At 41.7% G+C, this 24,812-nt stretch carries 25 protein-coding genes, 1 tRNA gene and 1 pseudogene; 6 read left to right on the top strand and 21 right to left on the bottom strand.

What is annotated here, in order from left to right:
• Positions 1 to 2: 2 nt before the first annotated feature.
• Positions 3 to 710: a CPBP family intramembrane glutamic endopeptidase gene (locus tag QM956_RS06170; protein WP_045612734.1), complete on the bottom strand. Its 708-nt coding sequence runs from the start codon at positions 708 to 710 to the stop codon at positions 3 to 5.
• Positions 711 to 814: 104 nt separating this feature from the next.
• Positions 815 to 2,233 (bottom strand): NCS2 family permease, encoded by a 1,419-nt coding sequence (locus tag QM956_RS06165; protein WP_049551196.1) that lies wholly within the window; start codon positions 2,231 to 2,233, stop codon positions 815 to 817.
• Positions 2,234 to 2,422: 189 nt separating this feature from the next.
• Between QM956_RS06165 and QM956_RS06160 the strand changes: the two genes are divergently transcribed.
• The 5 genes from QM956_RS06160 (at position 2,423) to QM956_RS06140 (ending at position 7,573) form a co-directional block, all read left to right on the top strand.
• A complete protein-coding gene (locus QM956_RS06160) occupies positions 2,423 to 3,235 on the top strand; it encodes a Cof-type HAD-IIB family hydrolase (RefSeq protein ID WP_414302346.1) in 813 nt (270 codons plus the stop codon).
• 330 nt (positions 3,236 to 3,565) lie between these two features.
• Entirely contained in the window at positions 3,566 to 4,585 is a 1,020-nt protein-coding gene (adhP, locus tag QM956_RS06155; RefSeq protein WP_000649182.1) for an alcohol dehydrogenase AdhP, read from the top strand.
• A 234-nt stretch (positions 4,586 to 4,819) separates the two neighbouring features.
• Positions 4,820 to 5,809, top strand: coding sequence for a PTS sugar transporter subunit IIB (locus QM956_RS06150; RefSeq protein WP_004258131.1), 990 nt, complete (start codon positions 4,820 to 4,822; stop codon positions 5,807 to 5,809).
• 25 nt (positions 5,810 to 5,834) lie between these two features.
• A complete protein-coding gene (locus QM956_RS06145) occupies positions 5,835 to 6,638 on the top strand; it encodes a PTS mannose/fructose/sorbose transporter subunit IIC (RefSeq protein WP_000022716.1) in 804 nt (267 codons plus the stop codon).
• Between the two features lie 23 nt (positions 6,639 to 6,661).
• A complete protein-coding gene (locus QM956_RS06140; RefSeq protein ID WP_000136864.1) occupies positions 6,662 to 7,573 on the top strand; it encodes a PTS system mannose/fructose/sorbose family transporter subunit IID in 912 nt (303 codons plus the stop codon).
• A gap of 55 nt (positions 7,574 to 7,628) precedes the next feature.
• Here the strand turns inward: QM956_RS06140 and pepC are convergent, their stop codons facing one another.
• The 18 genes and pseudogenes from pepC to QM956_RS06050 form a co-directional block, all read right to left on the bottom strand.
• Positions 7,629 to 8,963, bottom strand: a complete 1,335-nt coding sequence (gene pepC, locus QM956_RS06135) for an aminopeptidase C (protein WP_414302345.1) — start codon at positions 8,961 to 8,963, stop codon at positions 7,629 to 7,631.
• Between the two features lie 110 nt (positions 8,964 to 9,073).
• The gene (locus QM956_RS06130; protein WP_150922908.1) at positions 9,074 to 9,796 is read right to left on the bottom strand and encodes a pseudouridine synthase; all 723 of its coding nucleotides are present in this window, start codon (positions 9,794 to 9,796) and stop codon (positions 9,074 to 9,076) included.
• 17 nt (positions 9,797 to 9,813) lie between these two features.
• Positions 9,814 to 10,092, bottom strand: coding sequence for a hypothetical protein (locus QM956_RS06125; RefSeq protein WP_414302344.1), 279 nt, complete (start codon positions 10,090 to 10,092; stop codon positions 9,814 to 9,816).
• Between the two features lie 20 nt (positions 10,093 to 10,112).
• Positions 10,113 to 10,343: a GlsB/YeaQ/YmgE family stress response membrane protein gene (locus QM956_RS06120; protein ID WP_000901572.1), complete on the bottom strand. Its 231-nt coding sequence runs from the start codon at positions 10,341 to 10,343 to the stop codon at positions 10,113 to 10,115.
• A gap of 9 nt (positions 10,344 to 10,352) precedes the next feature.
• A complete protein-coding gene (locus QM956_RS06115) occupies positions 10,353 to 11,594 on the bottom strand; it encodes an aminopeptidase (protein ID WP_261020621.1) in 1,242 nt (413 codons plus the stop codon).
• Positions 11,595 to 11,617: 23 nt separating this feature from the next.
• The gene (locus tag QM956_RS06110) at positions 11,618 to 11,770 is read right to left on the bottom strand and encodes a hypothetical protein (RefSeq protein WP_000776626.1); all 153 of its coding nucleotides are present in this window, start codon (positions 11,768 to 11,770) and stop codon (positions 11,618 to 11,620) included.
• Positions 11,771 to 11,790: 20 nt separating this feature from the next.
• Positions 11,791 to 12,069 (bottom strand): annotated as a pseudogene (locus tag QM956_RS06105) (type II toxin-antitoxin system YafQ family toxin).
• Entirely contained in the window at positions 12,062 to 12,325 is a 264-nt protein-coding gene (locus QM956_RS06100) for a type II toxin-antitoxin system RelB/DinJ family antitoxin (RefSeq protein WP_049535542.1), read from the bottom strand. Before QM956_RS06100 ends, QM956_RS06105 begins: the two are co-directional and overlap by 8 nt.
• 102 nt (positions 12,326 to 12,427) lie before the next feature.
• Positions 12,428 to 16,819 carry a PolC-type DNA polymerase III gene (locus QM956_RS06095; protein ID WP_261117533.1) on the bottom strand — a complete coding sequence of 1,464 codons (4,392 nt, stop codon included), beginning with the start codon at positions 16,817 to 16,819 and terminating at the stop codon, positions 12,428 to 12,430.
• A 103-nt stretch (positions 16,820 to 16,922) separates the two neighbouring features.
• Positions 16,923 to 19,004, bottom strand: a complete 2,082-nt coding sequence (fusA, locus tag QM956_RS06090) for an elongation factor G (RefSeq protein ID WP_000090348.1) — start codon at positions 19,002 to 19,004, stop codon at positions 16,923 to 16,925.
• Between the two features lie 279 nt (positions 19,005 to 19,283).
• On the bottom strand, positions 19,284 to 19,754 hold the full coding sequence (rpsG, locus tag QM956_RS06085; protein ID WP_000087873.1) for a 30S ribosomal protein S7: 471 nt from the start codon (positions 19,752 to 19,754) through the stop codon (positions 19,284 to 19,286).
• A 19-nt stretch (positions 19,755 to 19,773) separates the two neighbouring features.
• Positions 19,774 to 20,187: a 30S ribosomal protein S12 gene (rpsL, locus tag QM956_RS06080; protein WP_001142332.1), complete on the bottom strand. Its 414-nt coding sequence runs from the start codon at positions 20,185 to 20,187 to the stop codon at positions 19,774 to 19,776.
• 311 nt (positions 20,188 to 20,498) lie between these two features.
• The gene (locus QM956_RS06075; protein WP_125454662.1) at positions 20,499 to 21,098 is read right to left on the bottom strand and encodes a response regulator transcription factor; all 600 of its coding nucleotides are present in this window, start codon (positions 21,096 to 21,098) and stop codon (positions 20,499 to 20,501) included.
• On the bottom strand, positions 21,099 to 22,196 hold the full coding sequence (locus QM956_RS06070; RefSeq protein ID WP_247953458.1) for a sensor histidine kinase: 1,098 nt from the start codon (positions 22,194 to 22,196) through the stop codon (positions 21,099 to 21,101).
• Entirely contained in the window at positions 22,196 to 22,933 is a 738-nt protein-coding gene (locus QM956_RS06065) for an ABC transporter permease (RefSeq protein ID WP_125454664.1), read from the bottom strand. Before QM956_RS06065 ends, QM956_RS06070 begins: the two co-directional genes overlap by 1 nt.
• Before the next feature lies 1 nt (position 22,934).
• Positions 22,935 to 23,819, bottom strand: a complete 885-nt coding sequence (locus QM956_RS06060; protein WP_045612719.1) for an ABC transporter ATP-binding protein — start codon at positions 23,817 to 23,819, stop codon at positions 22,935 to 22,937.
• Entirely contained in the window at positions 23,806 to 24,000 is a 195-nt protein-coding gene (locus QM956_RS06055; protein WP_045612718.1) for a hypothetical protein, read from the bottom strand. The genes QM956_RS06060 and QM956_RS06055 overlap by 14 nt, the downstream gene beginning before the upstream one ends.
• The gene (locus QM956_RS06050; RefSeq protein ID WP_012972435.1) at positions 23,997 to 24,188 is read right to left on the bottom strand and encodes a hypothetical protein; all 192 of its coding nucleotides are present in this window, start codon (positions 24,186 to 24,188) and stop codon (positions 23,997 to 23,999) included. The genes QM956_RS06055 and QM956_RS06050 overlap by 4 nt, the downstream gene beginning before the upstream one ends.
• A gap of 77 nt (positions 24,189 to 24,265) precedes the next feature.
• Between QM956_RS06050 and QM956_RS06045 the strand changes: the two genes are divergently transcribed.
• The gene (locus QM956_RS06045; protein WP_260467300.1) at positions 24,266 to 24,391 is read left to right on the top strand and encodes a hypothetical protein; all 126 of its coding nucleotides are present in this window, start codon (positions 24,266 to 24,268) and stop codon (positions 24,389 to 24,391) included.
• A 299-nt stretch (positions 24,392 to 24,690) separates the two neighbouring features.
• Here the strand turns inward: QM956_RS06045 and QM956_RS06040 are convergent.
• Positions 24,691 to 24,764: transfer RNA gene (locus tag QM956_RS06040), tRNA-Pro, on the bottom strand.
• Between the last annotated feature and the right edge of the window lie 48 nt (positions 24,765 to 24,812).

Below are 24,812 nucleotides of genomic sequence, written 5' to 3'. Positions count from 1 at the left end.
TCTTAAACAGAGATCCCTAATGTCCGACTCAAAATCACCACGAGAGCCAACAAACAGAAAAAAACTCCATTAACAATCATGTGAAGTAAGATAGACATTTCCAAACGTTGGGTTTTATAAACTGTCCAAGTTAGCACAGTTGACATTCCTCCATAGATAAGAAGAGAAGGTAGATTTGTCGGTAAATGAAGCAAGGCAAAGATAATAGCACCGACTATATAACCCACATTTTCTTTACCACGAAAGAGTTTTTTAGGAATCACTCCTCGACATAAAATCTCCTCACAAATAGGAGCTATTAGAACCAGTAAGAAAAAACTGGAAATTAAGGAACTATTCTGGACCAAATCATTAATATTTGATTGATTGCTGGTTGTTGTTTCATTCATCAAACGCAGTAAGACTACACCAAGAATATTAAAGGCAAGAATCACTAGATAGCTTAAGGCCAATCTAGCCAAATCCTTAGCCTTGAAAAACGATAAACCAAAACTAGCCAACTGTGATTTTCGAGCTCCGATGATAAATATAAGTAAAACCAACAAAGATAAGGCAGATACTAATAGTCCTGATTGCAACAATGGAAATCGTCTACTTGTTAGAAAATAGGACAAAGCCAAAGGAAGCTGAGAAAAAAGAAGGGCTACTAAAAAAATAATTACCCATTTGCCCCTGTTCACTATCTCTTTCCACATACTCTTCTCCTTCATGATTTTTCCTCCTTAGTCTTAATAAACATCATTGAATATATTTGCGAGCTAATCACAATCTCCTTTGTATTAAAAAAGGGGGAAAATCCCCTTGGGTTATCCTATTATAAGGCCATACTAATGTAGTTAAGGATAAACAAGGCATCCAAAATCCAAATCATTACATGAACATCTTTAGCTTGACCTTTGACAAGCTTAGTCAAAGTGTAAGTCAAGAAACCAACTGCAATCCCTTGAGTGATAGAGTAGCTGAATCCCATAAAGATAGATGTGAAGAAGGCAGGAACCGCTTCAGCCATATCATCCCAATGGATATTTTTCAAACTAGCCAACATCATAATCCCAACGATAATCAAGATTGGAGCTGTAGCGGCTGTTGGTACAATCGCTAGAAGTGGGCTAAAGAAGCTTGAGATAGCAAAACAGATTGCCACGACCAAGGCTGTCAAACCAGTACGTCCACCTGCACCGATACCAGCAGCAGACTCAACATAAGTCGTTACGTTCGAAGTACCAGCGATGGCACCAATTGAAGTACCAATCAAGTCAGAGTAAAGAGCCTTATCCAACTTAGCTGATTGGTGATTTTCACCATTTGTCGCTACGATACCAACTTTTTCACCTGTACCGATCAAGGTACCAATCGTGTCAAAAATATCTGTCAATGAGAAGGCAAGAATAGCCATCAGAGTTTCAGGCAAGCGAGCTGTATCTGAAATCAAAGCTCCCAAACCTTCTGAACCAAGAGCTGCACCAAAGACTGTCTTCAAGTCTTCAAAAGCTGCACCAACATGGTTATTAGCAAAATCGATACTAGACAAATCTACCAAACCAACTGCGATAGCAAGAACAGTTGTTGTCAAGATAGAGAGGATAATTCCTCCTTTAATCCCTTTAATGACAAAGAAGATTGTGATAGCAAGTCCTGCAAGAGCCACCAAAACAGCTGGATTATTAAAGCTGACCAATCCTGGAACTGCTGAAGCATTTGCTGTAATCGCTGCTTGAGCCTTGTCAGCTCCTTCTCCTGCAACCGTGTAGTTCCCTGGATCGATAGAGAATTTCAAAAGCCCAGCATTCTTAATACCTACGTAGGCAAGGAAGACACCGATACCAGCTGAAATAGCTGAGCGAAGAGCATTTGGAATCGATTCAATGATCATTTTACGAACATTTGTCAAGGTAATAATCAATGAGATAATCCCACAGATGAAGACCATAGCTAGGGCTTCTTGCCAAGAATAACCAAGTCCAAATACGACTGTAAAGGTAAAGAAAGCATTCAGCCCCATACCTGGCGCTTGGGCATAAGGTAAGTTAGCGTAGAAGGCCATCATCAGGGTACCAGCAACTGCACCGATAATCGTTGCGAGGAATACACCCTGAGCAGGCATTCCTGTTTGCGAAAGAATTTGTGGGTTTACAAAGAGAATATAACTCATTGCAAAGAAAGTTGTTAAACCAGCGAGAACCTCTGTACGAACGTCTGTACCGTTCTCTTTTAGTTTAAATAATTTGTCCATTATTAATCTCCTTTTAATTTTTACGAACAATAATAGAATTATATCATTTATCATTCACTTTTTCAATATCTTTGTTTGATTTATTTAAGAATTTGATGAAATTTCTTTTTTGGTTTCGAATCTGATTTTCTGCCTGCTTTCTGTTATAATAGTAGACATCTTATCTGAAAAGACACTAGAAAGGTCCCTATGACGAAAAAAATTATTGCAGTTGACCTGGATGGAACCCTACTCAACTCAGACAGTCAAATTTCTGACTTTACCAAAAAAACCATTAAAAAAGTTGTTGAAAAAGGCCATCAAGTTATTATTACGACAGGACGCCCTTACCGAATGTCAAAAGATTTTTACCGTGAACTAGGCTTAGACACTCCTATGATTAACTTCAACGGCTCCCTCACTCATTTACCAGACCAAGTTTGGGATTTTGAAAAGTGTCTAACTGTAGACAAAAAATATCTGCTAGACATGGTTCGACGTTCAGAGGACATTCAAGCCGATTTTATCGCTGGAGAATACCGTAAAAAATTCTACATTACAAATCCCAATGAAGAAATTGCCAATCCCAAACTATTTGGGGTAGAAGCTTTCCAGTCTGAAGATCAATTTCAGCCTGAGTTGGTGACCAAGGATCCTAACTGTATCCTGTTGCAGACCAGAGCCAGTGACAAGTATGCCTTGGCAAAAGAAATGAACGCCTTCTACCAGCATCAACTTTCTATTAATACATGGGGAGGCCCACTCAATATCCTTGAGTGTACCCCAAAAGGTGTCAACAAAGCCTTTGCTTTGGACTACTTGCTCAAGGTAATGAACCGCGACAAAAAAGATTTGATTGCCTTTGGAGATGAGCACAATGATACCGAAATGCTTGCTTTTGCTGGGAAAGGTTATGCAATGAAAAATGCCAACCCAGAGCTACTCCCCTATGCAGATGAGCAAATTTCCTTGACAAATGACCAAGACGGAGTTGCCAAAACCCTGCAAGACTTATTCTTATAGTCCATACTGATACTCAATGAAAATCAAAGAGCAAACTAGGAAGCTAGCCGTAGGCAGTACTTGAGTACGGCAAGGCGAAGCTGACGTGGTTTGAATTTGATTTTCGAAGAGTATGACCAGCTTGCGAGCTGGTCTTTGTGTTCTTTTCACAGTCTCATCAACCGGTTAATCGATTGTTCTACTTTTTGCCTCCAAAACCTTGGAAAAGGCTTTCTTTTGTGATATACTTCACATATAAATACAAGAGAGCTCGTCATACTCGACTCTGTTGACACAAAATCAATCCAGTCCTGTTTCTCCTGCTCTCAGTTAATATCAAGGAGGATAGCTATGAAAGCTGTTGTTGTAAATCCAGAAAGCACTGGTGTTGCTGTTGAAGAAAAAGTACTCCGTCCACTTGAAACTGGAGAAGCACTTGTAGAGATTGAATACTGTGGTGTTTGCCACACTGACCTCCACGTTGCCCATGGTGACTTTGGTCAAGTACCAGGACGCGTCCTAGGACACGAAGGTGTTGGTATCGTTAAAGAAATTGCCCCAGATGTTAAAAGCCTTAAAGTCGGTGACCGCGTCAGCGTTGCTTGGTTCTTTGAAGGATGTGGTACTTGCGAATACTGTACAACTGGCCGTGAAACTCTTTGCCGTACAGTGAAAAATGCTGGCTACTCAGTAGATGGTGGTATGGCTGAACAATGTATCGTAACTGCAGACTATGCTGTTAAAGTTCCTGACGGACTTGATCCAGCCCAAGCCTCTTCTATCACATGTGCTGGTGTAACAACCTATAAAGCTATTAAAGAAGCAAAAGTTGAACCAGGCCAATGGGTTGTTCTTTACGGTGCTGGTGGACTTGGTAACCTAGCTGTTCAATACGCTAAAAAAGTATTCAATGCTCATGTCATCGCAGTTGATATCAATAACGACAAACTTGCCCTTGCAAAAGAGGTCGGTGCTGATATCGTTATTAACGGCCTAGAAGTTGATGATGTACCTGGACTCATCAAGGAAAAAACTGATGGTGGAGCTCATTCAGCTGTCGTAACTGCTGTATCTAAAGTTGCCTTCAATCAGGCTGTTGACTCAGTTCGTGCCGGTGGTCGCGTAGTCGCTGTTGGTCTTCCTTCTGAAATGATGGAACTAAGTATCGTAAAAACCGTTCTAGATGGAATCCAAGTCATCGGTTCTCTTGTTGGAACTCGTAAAGACTTGGAAGAAGCCTTCCAATTCGGTGCAGAAGGTTTGGTAGTTCCAGTTGTTCAAAAACGCCCAGTCGAAGATGCCGTAGCCATTTTCGACGAAATGGAAAAAGGTCAAATCCAAGGACGTATGGTACTCGACTTCACCCACTAATCTAATAAAAACCTATTTTAAAAGTTGGAATACGCTTCCAACTTTTTTATATTAAATTTTTTAATAAGGATTCAAAAAAACTTCTCTAAAACTCAATATATCAATATTTTCAGATGTAATCTTTTTAATTATTTTATGATAAATAGTTGATTTTTTGATGAAAACGGTTTATACTTAAAAAGTCTTAAAGTTTTCTTAAACGAAAACTACAACAAAAAAGGAGGAATGACAATAATGAGTATCGGAATCATTATTGCGAGCCACGGCGAATTTGCTGCGGGTATTCATCAGTCAGGATCTATGATCTTTGGTGAACAAGAAAAGGTTCAAGTTGTAACCTTTATGCCAAACGAAGGTCCTGATGATCTATACGCTAAGTTTAATAACGCTGTTGCTGCATTTGACGCAGAAGATGAGGTTCTAGTTTTGGCTGACCTTTGGAGTGGATCTCCATTTAACCAAGCTAGTCGCGTGATGGGAGAAAATCCTGAGCGTAAGTTTGCCATCATCACAGGACTGAACTTACCGATGTTAATTCAAGCCTACACAGAGCGCCTCATGGACGCTGCTGCAGGTGTAGAAAAAGTCGCTGCTAATATCATTAAAGAAGCCAAAGATGGCATCAAAGCTCTTCCAGAAGAGCTAAACCCAGTTGAGGAAGTAGCAAGCGCTGCAGCTGCTCCAGTTGCCCAAGCTGCTATTCCAGAAGGAACTGTCATCGGAGACGGTAAACTCAAAATCAACCTTGCCCGTCTAGACACTCGTTTACTTCACGGTCAAGTTGCAACTGCTTGGACTCCAGATTCAAAAGCAGATCGTATCATCGTTGCTTCAGATAACGTAGCTAAAGATGAATTACGTAAAGAATTGATTAAACAAGCAGCTCCAGGTAAAGTGAAAGCAAACGTTGTTCCTATCCAAAAACTAATCGACGTTGCAAAAGATCCTCGCTTCGGAGGAACACATGCCCTTATCTTGTTTGAAACACCTCAAGATGCCCTTCGTGCTATCGAAGGTGGCGTGCCAATCAAAACTCTTAATGTTGGATCAATGGCTCACTCAACTGGTAAAACAATGGTTAACAACGTTTTGTCTATGGATAAAGAAGACGTTGCTACATTTGAAAAAATGCGTGACCTTGGTGTTGAATTTGATGTACGTAAAGTACCAAACGACACCAAAAAAGATTTGTTTGACTTGATCAACAAAGCAAACGTGCAATAATCGATTTTATGAAAGGATTTTAAAGATGTCTATTATTTCTATGGTTTTAGTAGTCGTTGTAGCCTTCCTAGCAGGTCTTGAAGGTATCCTCGACCAGTTCCAATTCCATCAACCAATCGTAGCTTGTACCCTTATCGGTCTTGTTACTGGTAACCTTGAAGCAGGGATCATCCTTGGTGGTTCTCTTCAAATGATCGCCCTTGGTTGGGCTAACATCGGAGCTGCCGTAGCTCCTGACGCTGCTCTTGCTTCTGTTGCTGCTGCCATTATCATGGTTCTTGGTGGCGACTTTACTAAGACAGGTATCGGTGTTGCCCAAGCAGTTGCTATCCCTCTTGCAGTTGCTGGTCTATTCTTGACTATGATTGTCCGTACACTCTCTGTCGGATTGGTTCACACTGCTGATGCTTCTGCTAAAAAAGGTGACTTCAAAGCAGTTGAACGTGCTCACTTTGTCGCACTTCTTCTTCAAGGTCTTCGTATTGCAGTCCCTGCAGCACTCCTTCTAATGGTACCAACTGAAACCGTACAAAGCATTCTAAATGCTATGCCTGATTGGCTTAAAGATGGTATGGCTATCGGTGGTGGTATGGTCGTTGCCGTTGGTTACGCTATGGTTATCAACATGATGGCAACTCGTGAAGTATGGCCATTCTTCGCTATCGGTTTCGTGCTTGCTGCCGTGTCAGATATTACTCTAATCGGATTTGGTGCTATCGGTGTTGCTATCGCTCTTATCTACCTTCACCTTTCTAAAACTGGTGGAAATGGTGGCGGAGGAGCCGCAACTTCTAACGACCCAATCGGCGATATCCTAGAAGACTACTAAGATAAGAAAGGACTGAAAACATCATGACTGAAAAACTTCAATTAACTAAATCAGATCGTAAAAAAGTTTGGTGGCGTTCAACTTTCTTACAAGGTTCTTGGAACTATGAACGTATGCAAAACTTGGGTTGGGCTTACTCATTAATTCCAGCTCTTAAAAAACTCTACACTAAAAAAGAAGATCAAATCGCTGCTCTTGAACGCCATCTTGAGTTCTTCAACACTCACCCATACGTAGCCGCTCCAATCATGGGGGTTACTCTTGCACTTGAAGAAGAACGTGCTAACGGTGTTGAAATTGATGACGCTGCTATCCAAGGGGTTAAAATCGGTATGATGGGACCTCTTGCTGGTATCGGTGACCCAGTATTCTGGTTTACAGTACGCCCAATCCTTGGATCACTCGGTGCTTCACTTGCCCTTACTGGTAATATCTTAGGTCCAATCCTCTTCTTCGTTCTTTGGAACTTGATTCGTATGTCATTCTTGTGGTATACACAAGAGATTGGATACAAGGCTGGATCAGAAATCACTAAAGATATGTCTGGCGGTATCCTTCAAGACATCACTAAAGGAGCTTCTATCCTTGGTATGTTCATTCTTGCTGTCCTTGTTCAACGTTGGGTAAATATTAAATTTGCTTTCGATGTTGCCAAAGTTCAACTAGATGAAAAGGCTTATATCCATTGGGATAAATTGCCAGAAGGATCTAAAGGTATCCAAGAAGCATTCGCACAAGTAGGACAAGGATTGTCTCAAACACCTGAAAAAGTTACTACTTTCCAACAAAACTTGGATATGTTGATCCCTGGACTATCAGGACTACTCCTTACTCTCCTTTGCATGTACTTGCTTAAGAAAAAAGTATCTCCAATCACTATTATCCTTGCACTCTTCGCAGTGGGTATTGTGGCACATGTTCTTCACATCATGTAATCAAGCAACTTAAAAGGAATCAGGTTCTAAAATCTGATTCCTTTTTTCTATACTTTTATTCTGCCAAGGCTCCCATTGGATCCCACGGTGCAAGTACGATTGGTTCTGCTTCATAAGCAGCTTGTTCTTCTGCTGTCAGCAATTCTTTGCGAACAACAATCTGGTAAGTGTATTCGTCCATCCAAGCGTCTGAGGCAACAAAGTAACCATCGGTACCAACCTTGTCTCCCCATGAGTTTTCAACCTTCCACTTGATTGATTTGCCATTTTCATCCAAATCAACACCTGTCAAGACCATGGCGTGAGTCATCAAGCTTTCGCTGTAATCCAAACGTCCAGCCTTGTCTTGAGTAAGTTTAATGTCCATGCTTGATTCAAAGTCATAAACATCTGTCGCAAGGATTCCAGCTTTACGGTTACTGAGCTGACCAACATCAGAACCAAACCAAACAGTCTCGCCTGCTTGCATTTGGGCAATCGCCAATTCTTTCAAGCGCTCCATAGGAACATTGATGTAGCGAACTGCACGGCTACCAACCACATTTCCCAACATCTCAACTGTGTAAGATTGGCCGTAAGGCTTGTCAGCAGTTGGGGCGTTGATAACAGAAACGTAATCTTCTAGAGGAAGATTGACATATTTCTTGTAAAACTCTTGTGGTGTGATTCCCTTTTCGCTTTGGTAGTTATTATCCTTATCACGATAAGCAAAGTCAAATTTACGTGGTGGAAGTCCTAAAGACATGGCAAGGAAATTAAAGATTTCTTGCAAGAGGTCTTCTTTCTTAGCTTGAACAGTCGCTTGGTCCTCACCAGAAGTAAGCAAGTCACGCAAGATTTGAGCATCTTGGCGAAGCAATTTGTTAAGTATTGCATTTAACTCACGGCTACTACTAGATGAAACAGACTCAGGGTAAACTGACTTAGGCACGACACCGTATTTCTCAAAGAGAGAAACGACCATATCCCATTGACCGCCATCTTGTTGAGGTGTTTGAAGTAGGAATTTAACCTTACGGCTCGTCAAATCTTGGTCTGCGGTTGCAATGACTTGCTCCAAGAACCAGTTTGATTTCTCATACTTATCCCAGAAGAATGTATGAGCCTGTGACAACTCAAAGTTTTCCAATTTATATTGAGAGATGAGTTTGTGACGGAAGGTGTTAAGGGCTGCAAACATCCAGCAACGACCAGACGCTTTCTGGTTTGTTACCTTGTCCTTGGTCAAATCCAATGAGAAAACAGGTGTGTTGTCTACATGGCTTTGGCGACGTTCTAGGGCTGCAAAAATTCCATTATGGCTAGCAGCATTTTCAATCGCTTGGTATTTTACATTTGCTTCATAGTTGGCAAATAATTTATCAGTAAATGATTCTTGAATCGCGTTCATAGATTCCTCCTTTTATTCTACAGTCTATTATAACGCTTTTCACAAAGTAAGCAACTGAAAAACATAAAAGGCAAGGATATTCTTCCTCACCTTTTCGAATATAAATCAAATTAGGCAATATTCGCAAGGAGAGCTTCTAACTCTTCCTTGGTCAAGCGACGCCATTCCCCTCTTTGTAAGTTATCATCTAACATCAGAGTTCCCATAGTCAAACGCTGTAGGTCTACTACTTCCTTACCACAGTATGCCACCATACGCTTGACCTGATGGAACTTCCCTTCTGCAATAGTCACACGGATTTGGCTCTGATTCTTTTCTGAATCTACCAACACAAGCTCCAGTCTAGCGGGCTGACAGGTAAAGTCTTTGAGAGGAATTCCCTTAGCAAATATCTCTACGTCTTCTTGGGTCATAATTCCCTTAACCTGTGCCAGATAGGTCTTATCCACATGACGCTTAGGTGAAAGAAGAGCATGTGCAAGCTGACCATCATTGGTCAGGAGCAGGAGTCCATGCGTATCAATATCCAAGCGCCCTACTGGAAAAACTTCCTTGCTCCGAGCAATATCGTCCAACAAGTCTAGAACCGTTCTGTGTTTTGGATCCTCAGTCGCTGAAATAACTCCTTGGGGCTTGTTCATCATGTAGTAGACAAACTCCTCGTACTCCAGCACTTGCCCATCAAAGCGAATCTCATCTCTTTCTTCATCAATCTGCAATTTAGCTGATTTTTCTTTTTTACCATTTACCGTCACGCGCCCAGCCTTGAGCAAGTTTTTGACCTCAGTCCGGCTCCCCACAGCGCAGGCAACTAAAAATTTATCTAATCTCATAGAACTATTATATCATATCAAAAGGAGGCTGTCTCAATGACCAACCTCCTTTTCATTTCATACTCTTCAAAAATCTCTTCAAACCGCGTCAACGTCGCCTTGCCGTATATATATATGTAACTGACTTCGTCAGTCTTATCTACTACCTCAAAACGGTGTTTTGAGCTGACTTCGTCAGTTCTATCCACAACCTCAAAACAGTGTTTTGAGCTGACTTCGTCAGTTTCATCTACAACCTCAAAGCAGTGCTTTGAGCAGCCTGCGGCTAGTTTCCTAGTTTGCTCTTTGATTTTCATTGAGTATCAGATTTAGGAAATTAACTTCCTCGTCTCCAGAAAATCGCTAAGACAATCATGGAACCTAGTACTGCCGGAATAATGGCAGTTCCTGCTATTATCGGTCCCCAAGTCCCAAAAAGCAAGTGGCCTATAAAGGCACCAATCCAGCCTAGAAACATTTTTCCAAAACATCCCATGCGTTCTCCACGATTGGTCAGAGTACCTGCTAAAAATCCCACTAGGAGACCGACGAACATACTTCCTAACATATTATCTCCTTAATTTGCCCAATCTCCGTTACGGAAGAGTGGTACACGTGTCCCATCCTCACGGATACCATCGATATCCATTTGGTTAGAACCAATCATAAAGTCCACGTGAACATCTGAACGGTTAAGCCCCGCAGCTTCAAGCTCCTCTTCGCTCATCTCCGCTCCACCAACTACGCTAGTCGCATAGGCTGCACCAATAGCCAAGTGGTTTGAAGCATTCTCATCGAAAAGGGTGTTAAAGAAGGTAATGCCTGACTGAGAAATTGGGCTTGGATCTGGTACCAAGGCACATTCACCCAAGGCACGCGCACCCGCATTTTCAAAGACAAGATCTTTCATGACTTGATTGCCTTTTTCTGCAGTGATATCCACAATTTGTCCATCCTTAAAGGTTACTTTAATTCCTTCGATGATATTTCCATTATAGCTAAGCGGTTTTGTAGAAGTGACATAACCATCTGCACGACGGAAGTCAGGTGCTGTGAAGACTTCTTCTGTCGGCATATTTGGCAAGAACCCTTCGCCCTGTGTATTGACAGCCCCAGCTGATTCCCAAACGTGGTTCTTCGGCAAACCAAGTGTCAAATCGGTCCCTGGCGCTGTGTAGTGAAGGGCTGAAAATTGTTCTTTATTAAGCATATCGGCCTTGCTCTTGAGGATAGCTGCATGCTCTTCCCAAGCCTTAACAGGATCTGCTTCGTAGACACGGCAAGTTTTGAAGATTTGGTCCCAAAGGAGATCGACTGCTTCTTCGTCACTCGCAGCATTTGGGAAGACCTTCTTAGCCCACTCAAGTCCAGCAGCGGCTGCTACAGTCCAGCTAACCTTGTTGGATTGAGTTGCGATTCGCATTGGCTTCATGGCAAGTCCCATAGCTTTGGCAGAAGCTGAGAGCTTGTCAGCGTCCACACCGTTCAAAGCACCTGGATCAGATGAGCGAACTCCAAGACGGCTAGCCTTGTTCTCCAAAAGATAGTTCATCTCAGCAATCTTGTATTCTGGCACATTGTCCAGACGCTCCATCGGCGCATGGAGGAATTTCTCACGGTTGATGACATCATCTGTCCACTGAACGATAACCTCGTGCGCACCCAAGGCATAAGCTTCTTTGACGATTAAGTGAGCCAACTCACGTTGCTCCACATCGATAGAGAGAGCCAAAGTGTGACCAGGTTGCACGTTGATTCCATTTGCAACCAACAATTTCGCATATTTTTCTAGATTTTCTTTAAAATTTGGTAAAACCATTCTATTCTTCCTTTTCTTTTTGTTTATTTTTCTTTCAAAGCAGAAAACAATCCTGCTAAAGCAATGGCACCAGACAAGAGTGCTGTTGATAGAAGTATTGTCTGGTCAGCAAGTTCCAATTGATACTCAAACACCTTCTCAGCCGGCTTGTCTTCCGCAAAAATTCTTAGTTTCATGAGAACCCCCTTAAAATTTATTAAAACAAATGACTATGACTGCCTGTCCTCAGCAAGTTTAAAATCAATTCTTCCTTGTCTACTTTATAAACCAAAAGCCAATCTGGCTGGATATGCATTCACGAACTCCTTGAAAATGTTTGGATGCTGTCAATTGATAATCACGATATCTGGCAGGAAGCTCTTTTTCTTGAACAAGAAAATTTAAAACTTCCTCTAATAATTCTGCCCTCAAACCACGCTTCATAGCCAACTTAAAATCTTTTTTTAAACTGTTTATGATAACGAATCTTAAGCACGCAAATCCTCCATCAAGTCAGAAACTGATTCAAAGGATTGGCTCATATTACGATTTTGGTCTAAATCCGTTAATACCTCAAGCAACCTCCGATTCTCGTCTAGTCTGACATCGAAAGGTAAACCCTGATATTGAATGGCCTGACGAAGGAAAATATTAATAGCCGTTGTCATATCCATTCCCAGGTTATTAAACACCTGTTGGGCCTGCTCCTTAACCTCACTATCCAGACGGATGCTCATACTCGTCTTTGACATACTCTCACCCTCTTTCTATAGACTATTTTAACAAAAAAGAAGGCTAATGTAAATCTATTGGATATACATTAGCCTCTTTGGATAGATGATTAAACAATTTTTTTAAAACAACTCATCAAACAAACTCAACTGGTTATCCTCTGGCATATTTCCAAGAATACCCATCTCATCCATCTTTTCAACCAAAGTTGATGAGAGCCCACCACGCTTGCGTAGTTCTGTTTTAGAGAGGAATTCTCCCTCTTCACGCGCTCGCACCAACTGCTTAGCAACGTTCTCTCCTAGACCATCCATTGCTACAAATGGCGGAATGAGGGTATCCCCATCGATAAGGAACTCTGTCGCCTGACTACGATAGAGATCGAGTTTCCCAAACTTGAAACCACGTTCCCACATTTCATTGACAATCTCAAGAGTTGTATAAAGATCAATTTCCACATTAGAGGCTTCATTGTTCTTCCGTTTTTCAGAGATTTCTTCCATTCTGCGCTTGATGGCATCCAAGCCCGCACCCATAGTCTTGATATCAAAAGCCTTAGCACGTATTGAGAAGTAAGCACAGTAATAATAAATGGGATGGTGAACCTTGAAGTAGGCCACACGCAAGGCCATCATAACGTAGGCTGCCGCATGGGCTTTAGGGAACATATACTTAATTTTCCCACAGGATTCGATATACCACTCTGGCACCTTATTAGCCTTCATGGCTTCGATATAGCCATTTCTCTCCTCTTCGGAAATCTTCAGCCATAAGCCTTTACGCACCCGTTCCATGATGGTAAAGGCCATCTTAGGTTCGAGACCAGCATGCATGAGGTAAACCATGATGTCGTCCCGACAACCGATAACAGTCGATAGATCTGCTATTCCTTGCTTAATCAGATCTTGAGCATTGCCCAGCCAAACGTCAGTACCGTGGGACAGTCCAGACAGCTGAAGCAATTCCGCAAAAGTCGTCGGATGCGTCTCATCTACCATCCCACGTACAAAGTTGGTTCCAAATTCTGGAATCCCCAGCATACCTGTCGGAGTTCCGATTTGTTCAGGAGTTACACCTAGTACATCCGTCCCAGAAAAGAGAGCCATCACGCCTTCGTCATCCATAGGGATTTCATTAGGGTCAATACCAGACAAGTCCTGAAGTTTTCGAATCATAGTCGGATCATCATGTCCCAGTACATCGAGTTTGAGGACGTTCTCATCGATATCGTGGAAGTTAAAGTGAGTCGTCTGCCATTCAGCCGTCACATCATCTGCTGGATACTGGACAGGCGTAAAGTCGTAGACATCCATGTAGTTAGGAATAACAACGATTCCCCCTGGGTGTTGTCCTGTCGTTCGTTTGACACCAGCTGCACCTTGAGCAAGACGTTCCACCTCTGCATCGCGATAAAACTTGCCATAATCTCGCTCATAGCCCTTGACAAATCCATAAGCGGTCTTGGCAGCCACCGTACCAACCGTTCCTGCACGGAAGGCATATTCCTCACCAAAGATATCACGCACATCCAAGTGGGCGCTAGGCTGGTCTTCTCCCGAGAAGTTCAAGTCAATATCAGGAACCTTGTCTCCATCAAAACCAAGGAAGGTCTCGAACGGAATATCCTGGCCATTTTTACTGAGTTTGTGACCACATTTTGGACAGTCCTTATTGGGCATATCAAATCCTGAACCATACGAACCATCGGTAATAAATTCGCTGTACTGACACTGACCACAGACATAGTGAGGAGAGAGAGGATTGACCTCTGTAATCCCAATCATAGTCGCAACGAAACTAGATCCTACAGACCCACGAGAACCAACCAAGTAACCCCGTTCATTGGAACGTTGCACCAACATCTGGGAAGCTAGATAAATCACAGCAAATCCATTCCCCAGTATAGATGTTAATTCTTTTTCAATCCGCAAATCGACAATATCTGGCAGTGGATTTCCATAAATCTCAAAAGCTTTCTTGTAGGTCAATTCAGCGACCGTTTCTTCAGCCTTGTCGATGAAGGGCGTGTACAAGTCCCCCTTAACAACCTCAACAGGTTCAAAGATATCTGCCAAGGCATTGGTGTTTTCAATAACCAATTTGCGAGCTAATTCCTCTCCCAAGAAGGCAAATTCATCCAACATTTCATTAGTCGTTCTAAAATGAGCTTTTGGAAGAGGAGCGGGTTGAGCATGTTCCCCATGACCAATAGTTCGGTTAATCATCGCCCCCTGTCCCAAACTACGGACGATAATTTCACGGTAAATCTCTTCTTCTGGTTCGATATAGTGGACATTCCCCGTAGCCAGAACAGGCTTACCAAGGCGGTCGCCGACCTCTATCAAACTTTTGATAATGGTCTGGAGTTCTTCCATATCCTTGACCTGCTCCTTGGCAATCAAGGGAGCATAGATAGCTGGTGGCATGACCTCGATAAAGTCATAATACTTGGCCACCTCAACCGCCGCATCCACACCTTGAGAAACAACTGCATCGAAAACTTCGCCTTCAGAGCAAGCTGAGCCTAAAATCAAACCTTCCCGATGGGCATCTAAAACCGTTCTCGGAATCCGCGGCACTCCTTCAAAGTACTTGGTATTAGACAAGGAAACCAGCTTAAAGATATTTTTTAGCCCTACTTGATTCTTGACATAAATGGTCGCATGCTTGATCCGAGCTTTTTTATAAGAATCTGGACTAATCAAATCAATATTAAGTCTAGCTAGATCGGTCACACCATGTTTTTCTGCTACTTCTTTGATAAAAATAAAGAGCAGACGACCAGTAGCTTCCGCATCGTAATTGGCCATGTGGTGATGTTCCAAAGCCACACCAAAACGCTTGGTCAAAGGCCCCAAACCATGACGTTTATACTCAGGATAGAGATTTCTAGCAAACTCCAGCGTATCAATAACTGGCTGACTAATCTTTGGCAGACCATGACGCTCATAGTTGGCATTCATAAATCCAACGTCAAAGGTAGCATTGTGGGCAACTAAGACCGTATCCTTGCAGAATTCTTGGAATTCTTGCAAAACTTGTTCCAGTGGTTTGGCATTTTTGACATGGTCATCTGTAATTCCAGTCAACTCAGTAGTAAAAGCTGACAAGGGATGTCCAGGATTGATAAATTCATCAAATTCAGCAATAACATTCCCCTTGTACATCTTAGAGGCCGCAACCTGAATCAAATCATTATAGATAGCTGAAAGCCCCGTCGTTTCCACGTCAAAGACCACGTAGGTCGCTTCCGACAAGTCCATCTCCACTTCGTTGTAGACGATAGGGACACGGTCCTCCACGATATTGGCTTCCATACCATAGATCAGCTGGATTCCCGCTTTCTTAGCCGCCTTATAGCCATGTGGGAAGGACTGGACATTCCCGTGGTCCGTGATGGCAACAGCCTTGTGTCCCCACTTAGCAGCTGTCGCAACTATTTCTTCAACCTCTGGGAGAGCATCCATGGTCGACATGTTAGTATGAGCATGAAACTCAACCCGCCGTTCTCCTTCTGGCATTAAATCCTTCCGCTCATAGTGAACAACTTCCTGCACATCCTGCACGTTCATCGTCAAATCGCGTGTGAAGTTATTCATCTCCACATTCCCACGAACTCGGAGCCAAGAATTTTTCTTAATTAGATCAAATTTCTGAGCCTCTTCCTCGTTCTTAACCCACTTTTGCATCGAAAAACTGGAAGTGTAGTCTGTCATTTTAAAGTTGATCAAAACACGCCCTGTTCTGGTCACTTTTTGCTCCACATCAAAAACAACCCCTTCAAAGACCAGACGATTTTCCTCAGTCGTCACTTCAATCATAGGAGTAATCTCCGCCTTATCCAGCTTCGGTTTAGCTGCAGCTTTTTTAGCTTGAAAATCAAAGGCTGGTTTCTCTTCAGCTGGAGGAGGTGCCATCTGTTCTAGTTGTTCCATAGCACGGAGCGCTTCCTCATTGGCAGCTTGAACAATCTGCTCATTTTCAGCATGAAAGGCCTCTTCCTGCTCTTGGGTCAGCACATCATTTTTCTCTACTTGACAATTAAAAGTTGGAAAACCAAACTTTTCAAGTTGTTTGACTAAATTAGGAAGATGATTCTTCTTAAAGTGTTCTTTATCAATCGCCTCAGAGCCCTCAATAAAGAGTTGGTTCCCCTCCGCACGAACTTGCAAATTTTGATAAAGGGACTTAAAACCTTGACTAGCACATGGCCCTTCAGAAAAAGCCTCTCTATAGTAGGCCTGTAAGAGTTGATTTGAAAATTCTTGAGACAGAGCCTTAATTTCAAAAATAGCTTTATTACCTGTCTTAGAAAATTCTTCCCTCAAACCCTTCTTTAATTCTAAAAAGATTTCAATCGGTAAAATATTAGAAAATACGAAATGAAACTCCCATACCTTACTAATTTTATGAACCACAACTCGCTCAATATCGGCCTGTGCTAAAGCAGGAGTCTGTCTCATTTCAGCAGGTATCCCCAATTGATTCATCAAAATTTCAAAACTATTTGACATTCATTTTCCTCACATTATTCTCCTACTATTTTACCATACTTAGAGGTGTTTTCTAAAGACAAAAGGAAGCCACTAAGTGACTTCCTTCTAGAGTGAGGACTGATTAGTCTTCACCTTTGTTTTTCTTAATGATTTCTTCTTGTACTGACTTAGGTACATCTTCGTAGTGGTCAAATACCATCATGAATGTACCACGTCCTTGAGATGCAGAACGAAGAACTGTTGCGTAACCGAACATTTCAGCAAGTGGAACGTAAGCACGAACGATTTGGCTGTTACCGTGTGCTTCCATACCATCTACACGTCCACGACGAGCAGTTACGTGACCCATAACATCACCAAGGTTTTCTTCTGGAACAGTGATTGTTACAAGCATCATTGGCTCAAGGATAGCTGGTTGTGCTGATTTAGCAGCTTCTTTAAGGGCAAGTGAAGCCGCGATCTTGAAGGCAGTTTCAGATGAGTCGACATCGTGGTATGAACCATCGTAAAGTTTAGCTTTAACGTCAACCATTGGGTAACCTGCAAGAACACCGTTAGCCATAGATTCTACCAAACCTTTTTCAACCGCTGGGATAAATTCACGAGGAACCACACCACCGACGATTGCGTTTTCGAATTCGAATCCTTTACCTTCTTCGTTTGGAGTAAATTCAATCCATACATCACCGAATTGACCTTTACCACCAGACTGACGTTTGAAGAATCCACGTGCTTGAGTAGAAGCGCGGAATGTTTCACGGTAAGATACTTGAGGAGCACCTACGTTCGCTTCAACTTTGAACTCACGACGCATACGGTCAACAAGGACGTCAAGGTGAAGCTCACCCATACCAGAGATAACTGTTTCACCAGTTTCAACGTTTGTTTCAACGCGGAATGTTGGATCTTCTTCAGCCAATTTTTGAAGGGCAATACCCATCTTGTCTTGGTCAGCTTTAGATTTTGGTTCAACCATCAATTGGATAACTGGTTCTGGAACGTTGATTGACTCAAGGATGATTTTAGCTTTTTCATCTGTCAATGAGTCACCAGTTGTAGTATCTTTCAAACCAACGGCAGCAGCGATATCACCTGAGTAAACAGTGTCGATTTCTTGACGGCTGTTAGCGTGCATTTGAAGTATACGTCCGATACGCTCACGTTTACCTTTAGAAGTGTTCAATACGTATGAACCTGATTGAAGAACACCTGAGTATACACGGAAGAATGTCAAACGACCTACGAATGGGTCTGTCATGATCTTGAAGGCAAGAGCTGCAAATGGCTCTTCATCAGATGCTGGACGAGTTTCTTCTTCATCTGTATCTGGGTTGATACCTTTGATCGCTGGGATGTCAAGTGGGCTTGGAAGGTAGTCAATAACCGCATCAAGCATCAATTGAACACCTTTGTTCTTGAAGGCAGAACCACACAATACTGGGAAGAATTCAACGTTGATAGTTGCTTTACGGATACCAGCTTTCAATTCTTCGTTAGTGATTTCTTCACCTTCGAGGTATTTCATCATCAATTCTTCGTCAGTTTCAGCAACTGCTTCGATCAATTTTTCACGGTATTCTTGAGCTTGGTCAAGGTATTCAGCTGGGATGTCTTCTTCAAGGATATCTGTACCAAGGTCGTTAGTATAGATTTCAGCTTTCATCTTGATCAAGTCGATGATACCACGGAAGTCATCTTCAGAACCGATTGGCAATTGGATTGGGTGTGCATTTGCTTGAAGACGATCATGAAGTGTGCTTACAGAGTAAAGGAAGTCAGCACCGATTTTGTCCATTTTGTTGGCAAATACGATACGTGGAACTCCATACTCAGTTGCTTGACGCCAAACTGTTTCAGTTTGAGGCTCAACACCTGATTGTGAGTCAAGAACGGTAACCGCACCATCCAATACACGAAGAGAACGTTGTACTTCGATTGTGAAGTCCACGTGTCCTGGTGTGTCGATGATGTTTACGCGGTGGTTGTTCCATTGAGCTGTTGTCGCAGCAGATGTGATAGTGATACCACGCTCTTGCTCTTGCTCCATCCAGTCCATTTGTGACGCACCTTCGTGAGTTTCACCGATTTTGTGGATTTTACCAGTGTAGTAAAGAATACGCTCAGTAGTTGTTGTTTTACCAGCATCGACGTGAGCCATGATACCGATATTACGAGTTTTTTCAAGTGAAAATTCGCGTGCCATGAGGTTTGTTTCTCCTATTTATTTTTGATTTCTATTCTATTATAACATGATTTTAATAAAAACGGATAGGCAGGACCTACCCGTTCTCAATGTTTTCATGCTATTGTTGGTTTCAACTTGTAGATTTACAAATTGAATTGAACTCGGGCTAAAGTTAATTAGCCGATTTGAGCCGGAACGGGATGCTGTGTGAAAAAGATAAACTTCCTTGTATTCGTCGAATACTGCGTCAGTTTCCTATTTTCACCTTGCATCCTTACCGTTCCTAGCATCATGATTTTACCAACGGAAGTGTGCGAATGCACGGTTAGCTTCAGCCATACGGTGAGTGTCTTCACGTTTCTTAACTGCTGCACCAGTGTTGTTAGCAGCATCCAAGATTTCTTTTGCAAGACGATCTTGCATTGTGTGTTCACCACGAAGACGAGCGATTGTTACCAACCAACGAAGTCCAAGTGTTGTACGACGTTCTGGACGAACTTCAACTGGGACTTGGTAGTTAGAACCACCAACACGACGTGCACGTACTTCAAGTACAGGCATGATGTTTTCCATAGCTGTTTCAAATACTTCAAGTGCATCGTTTCCAGTAGCTTCTTTGATTTGCTCAAAGGCACCGTAAACGATTGAAGCAGCTGTACCACGTTTACCATCAAGCATAACGCGGTTGATAAGACGAGTAACTAGTTGTGAATTGTAAAGCGGATCTGGCAATACGTCACGTTTTGGAGCTCTATTTTTACGACTCATTTCTCTTTATCCCCTTTCCTTATGCTTTTGGACGTTTAGTACCGTATTTAGAACGGCCTTGTTTACGATCGTTAACACCTGCAGTATCAAGTGCACCACGGACGATATGGTAACGTACCCCTGGAAGGTCTTTTACACGTCCACCACGAAGAAGCACCACGCTGTGCTCTTGCAAGTTGTGTCCGATACCTGGGATGTAGGCAGTAACTTCGATAAGGTTGCTCAAACGTACACGAGCGAATTTACGAAGGGCTGAGTTAGGTTTTTTAGGTGTCATTGTTCCAACACGAGTTGCAACACCACGTTTTTGTGGTGAAGAAACGTTTGTTTGAACTTTTTTATGACTGTTGTAACCAACGTTCAAAGCTGGTGATTTAGATTTTTCTACTTTTGATTTACGCGGTTTGCGAACCAATTGGTTAATTGTAGGCATCTACATTCTCCTGTGTTTTTTTATTTTTGGTGATGATACACTTGGTGACAGCTATCATCTGTGTGTACTTTTGCAACATTTGTCAGCACGTCCCTGTACACTCTTGAGAGACCAAAAGTAAAAAGTACCGTCTATTATTGTAACAAAATTTTCCCTTGGTTGTCAAGATATTTTTCTTTTTTATTGTTAATTTTAGCTCTTTTGTAGTGCTCCCTAAAAAAGAAAAAGGAGGAATCCCACCCTCCTAAAATTAATATTGTTCCATTCAATCTCATCAATTTTAGACATAATGTTCAAAAAATATTATATCATCACAACCAACCAGATTCTTTCGCAATATTAGCTGCCTCTGTTCGATTGCCTGCATGTAATTTAGAAAGAATATTGGTGACATAGTTTCGGACTGTTCCGTTGGATAGATAAAGTTTGTCTGCAATTTCTTGGTTAGATAAGCCCTGAGCAATTCCCTTTAAAACTGCGATTTCTTGTTCTGTTAATGGATTGGGATGCGTCATCACCACTTCCATCAATTCAGGCGAATACTCCTTGCGTCCCTCTAGGACGGTGTGCAAGGTTTGCATTAGCTCTGCAATGTTTCTTTCTTTTAATACATAAGCATCTACTCCAGCCTTGACCGCACGTTCAAAATACCCAGGACGTTTGAAGGTCGTCACCACAACCACCTTTGTTTCAAGCTTTTCTGCTCGTATCCACTCCAAAACTTCAAGACCTGTCTTAACAGGCATTTCTACGTCAAGGATGGCGATATCTACAGACTCCTTTTCTAATAGTTGGATTGCTTCTTGCCCATTCTTGGCTTGAAGGACAGACTCCACATCCGGTTGAAGCGTGAGCAATTGACACATAGCATCTCGCAACATACTTTGATCTTCTGCGACTAACACTTTCATCTACTTTCTCTCCTTATAAGGTAGTCGAACCTGCACTTCTGTCGGTTGTTTCTGACTAATTACCTTTACTTCTCCCGAAAATGGAAGAACACGATCTCGAACTGTATGGAGGTCATCCCCCTTTATAGAAGTAAAGCCACAGCCATCATCTCTCACTGTTAGAATGAGTTCTTTCTCTGTCCGTTCTAATTTCAAGTAGACTTTAGACGCTTTAGCATGTTTGATGATATTGGTCACTAATTCAAGCAAAATCATGGAAGCCGTTGACTCCAATTCCTGAGTAAGGCTAGCTGTATCTAGTTGATTAGCTATTTCCACCTCAATTCCAGCAATTTCTAACATCTTTTTCACAGTCTCTAGTTCGGATGTCAAAGTTCTAGACTTAAGATTTTCCACAATGGTTCGCACTTCACGCATTGATTCTTTGCTAATTTGCTGTATTTCTCTTAATTCCTTTTCCACCTGTGGGTAAGCCTCCATCTGAAATAACTGCAAGGCTAAATCTGTCTTGACACTCAGCATAGCAAAGGTATGTCCCAAGCTATCATGCAAATCTTGACCGATACGACTGCGTTCATTTTCAGCAAGCAAGAGATTTATCTGGGCATTTTGCTTAGCCTGAGCTTCTTTCAAATCCTCCACAATACGAATCCGAACCAAGCCAAAAGTCATCAAATCGACAAAAGCAAGAATTACAAGTAGATAGAATAGAAACTCAACTTCGATTCTCTGAAAAATCAAAAGTTGGCCCACAACAAGGACTTGAGCAAGAAGAAAAGTCCAGACATGTAAAGACTTTAAACTACGTACGCCAAAATGATAACTTAAGAGGTTAGAAAGGAAAAAGAAGAACCAGATATAATTAACAGCAACAAAGGCAGTATTCCCAACTACATAAGTCAGCATGAGACCCCAATATAGCCAAGATAGGCGCTGGCTCTTAGTTGTTAAAACACCCAAATACGCCACTACAAATAGAATATCAACCAATAAATGCCAGACAGGAAGCCACCCAGTCACTACAGGTAGGATGGGGAAAATCATAAAAATCAAACTTGCCCAAAACATATAGTGTATGCTTTTTAGTCTTTCAAACATTAAGTATTCTCCTTATGACCTTGAAGGTAAATGGTCAAACCAAACAAAACTGCTGAAAAAACAAGTAGATAAACTGTGGCTGATAGATTGATGCCACCCTCGTTTAAGAAAGCCTTGAGCAACTCCATCAACTGATAAGTTGGTAGGCACTTCCCGATTGCTTGCATCCAGTCTGGAAATAAAGAGATGGGCATCCAGAGTCCGCCTAAAACAGCCAAGCCTAGATAGAGAAGATTACCCACGACAGACATCAGCTGACTAGAAGGCAAGAGTGTCAAGGTTAATCCAAGCGCTACAAAGGCAACACTTCCTACTATCAGCAAAAGTGCAGCCCCAATCCAGCTTCCTAGAGACATATCCACACCTCTGACCAAGTGCCCAACTGAGAAAACAACCAGGATTGAGACCAAATAATCAACCATCATACTTGTTATCTTTGATAGATAATATTCTACCATATTTACTGGAGTATGGCGTAATGTTTTCTGCCAATTGTTGATTTTATCGGTATGTAAAACAGCTGGGAATGAAAACATAGCTGTCGACATCATGGAAAAGGCTGTCATGGAGATGAGGTAATCACGCATAAAATTCGCGGGCCCACCTGGTGTGTCCTGGTACATGCCAGAAAAAAATAAATAGAAGGCTGTCGGCATCCCTACGGATAACAGATAATAGACTAATTGTCGTTTGGTCAATAGAAATTCTATCTTGTTTAGTGCGATCCATCGTTTCATCTTAGTCATCTCCCTTTTGTGTTTCTTCAAAGATTGTATCCAGCAAGCTACGATTATTGACTTCAATTTCTTGAATCCTACATCCTGCCTGAACTAATAGTTCCCAGAAAGCGTCCGCTTCGCGTGTGACTACTTGTAGAGCATCTTGTTTTTGTGACCAGTTTTCAACCAAGTTAGACTGCTCAATGACTTCCTTGTATGCTAGAGGAAGGATAAAATGCTTTTCAATTCCCTCACTACGCATGGCTAGAGGCGTCGTATCACGAATCAACTCTCCCTTATTCAAGACCAAAATCCGGTCCGCTGTATGCTCTACCTCTTCGATATAATGGGAGGAATAGAGAATGGTAACTCCCTTAGCTTTTAGTTCCTGAACAATTTCCCAAAAGCGTTGACGAGTTGAAGTATCCATGGCAGCAGTTGGTTCATCTAAAAAGACAAGCTTTGGTCGCCCAATCAAGGTCAAGACAAAAGAGAAGAGACGCTTTTGCCCGCCTGACAATTTTTCTGCGAATTGCTCTTTCTGATGCTGGTCAAACTGCAATAGTTGATCGATTTCCTGGTTGCTCAAGGGATTTGGATAAATACTTTGAAAGAAAGCAATCAACTCTTTGACCTTTAATTTCTGAACGATGACATTTTCTTGAGGGAGATAGGATCTTGTGTAGTCTAACTGAGAACTCGTCACTGGCAAGCCTTGGATGGATACTTGATCGCTTGTGACCCGTTTATCTCCAAGCAAACAGTCCAAGAGTGTGGTCTTCCCAGCACCATTGGGCCCAATCAAGGCGACGCATTCACCTTCAGCTATCTCAAAGGAAATATCCTTCAAAATAGCCTTGCCCTTGATGTTTTTATTTAGGCTTTCTACCTTAATCATGTTCATGATATTCTCCTTTCAACCACTCCTTTCCCATAGGAAAGGCGATAAAAATCATAAATCCCAGTCCCCAGGCACCGCGAATGGCTTGGTGAAGGAAGGCTTGATCAAACCAACCTGTAAACATTTCTACCAACCATACCACTAGTGATAGTCCAATAAAAAGATAGAGAAACGCTTTTTTCATTTTTCAAACTCCTTTTTCACATCTGAGACTAATTTCAAACCTTCTCGGATAAGCCAGGACATCATTCCAAATCCTGCAAATAGCTCCCAAGGAAAATGATAGAAATCTTCATCCAATCCTGAGAACATGAGATAAGTCATGACTCCTGCTGCTACTAAACTCATTGCGACAATTACTTTATGTTTCATTTTTTCTTCCTCCACTTGATACATCTAGTATAATTCTTTGAAGGTAGAATCACTAGAAGCTTCTGTCATGAGGAGATATGACAAATGTCATTAAAAATTCTGTTCAAAACAAACAAGATACACTATACAATAAAACACAAGTAGAAAAATCTAAGGCAGCCTCCTCAAAAGAAATATCAAACCCCATTCACACTATAATGTAAACTAATACTTATCTAAACTCGTAATAGCAGCAATTTTTATAACATTGAAACATATATTATAGGTTCAACAAAAACTCTTCTATTACTTTATTAAGAATTAATAAGAGTTATAAAATCTATTAAATTTCAATGTGTATAATTAACTACAGTATTTATTAAACAAGACAGGAAACAAAAAAGTATACGCGATCAAAATGAATTACTGAAATTCAAAAAAGAGAGAAGCAAACTGATTCTCTCTTAATGTATATAATATCTAGTTAAACAAAAAAGATACGCTTACGTATCTCTGTAATGAATCGGGAAGACAGGATTCGAACCTGCGACACCTTGGTCCCAAACCAAGTACTCTACCAAGCTGAGCTACTTCCCGAGTTAAATAGAAAAATGCACCCTAGAGGAGTCGAACCTCTAACCGCCT

The sequence above is a fragment of the Streptococcus mitis genome (assembly GCF_047460035.1).
In the GTDB taxonomy this organism is placed as follows: Bacteria; Bacillota; Bacilli; order Lactobacillales; family Streptococcaceae; genus Streptococcus; species Streptococcus mitis_DW.
This window is presented reverse-complemented; position numbering and strand designations above follow the sequence as displayed.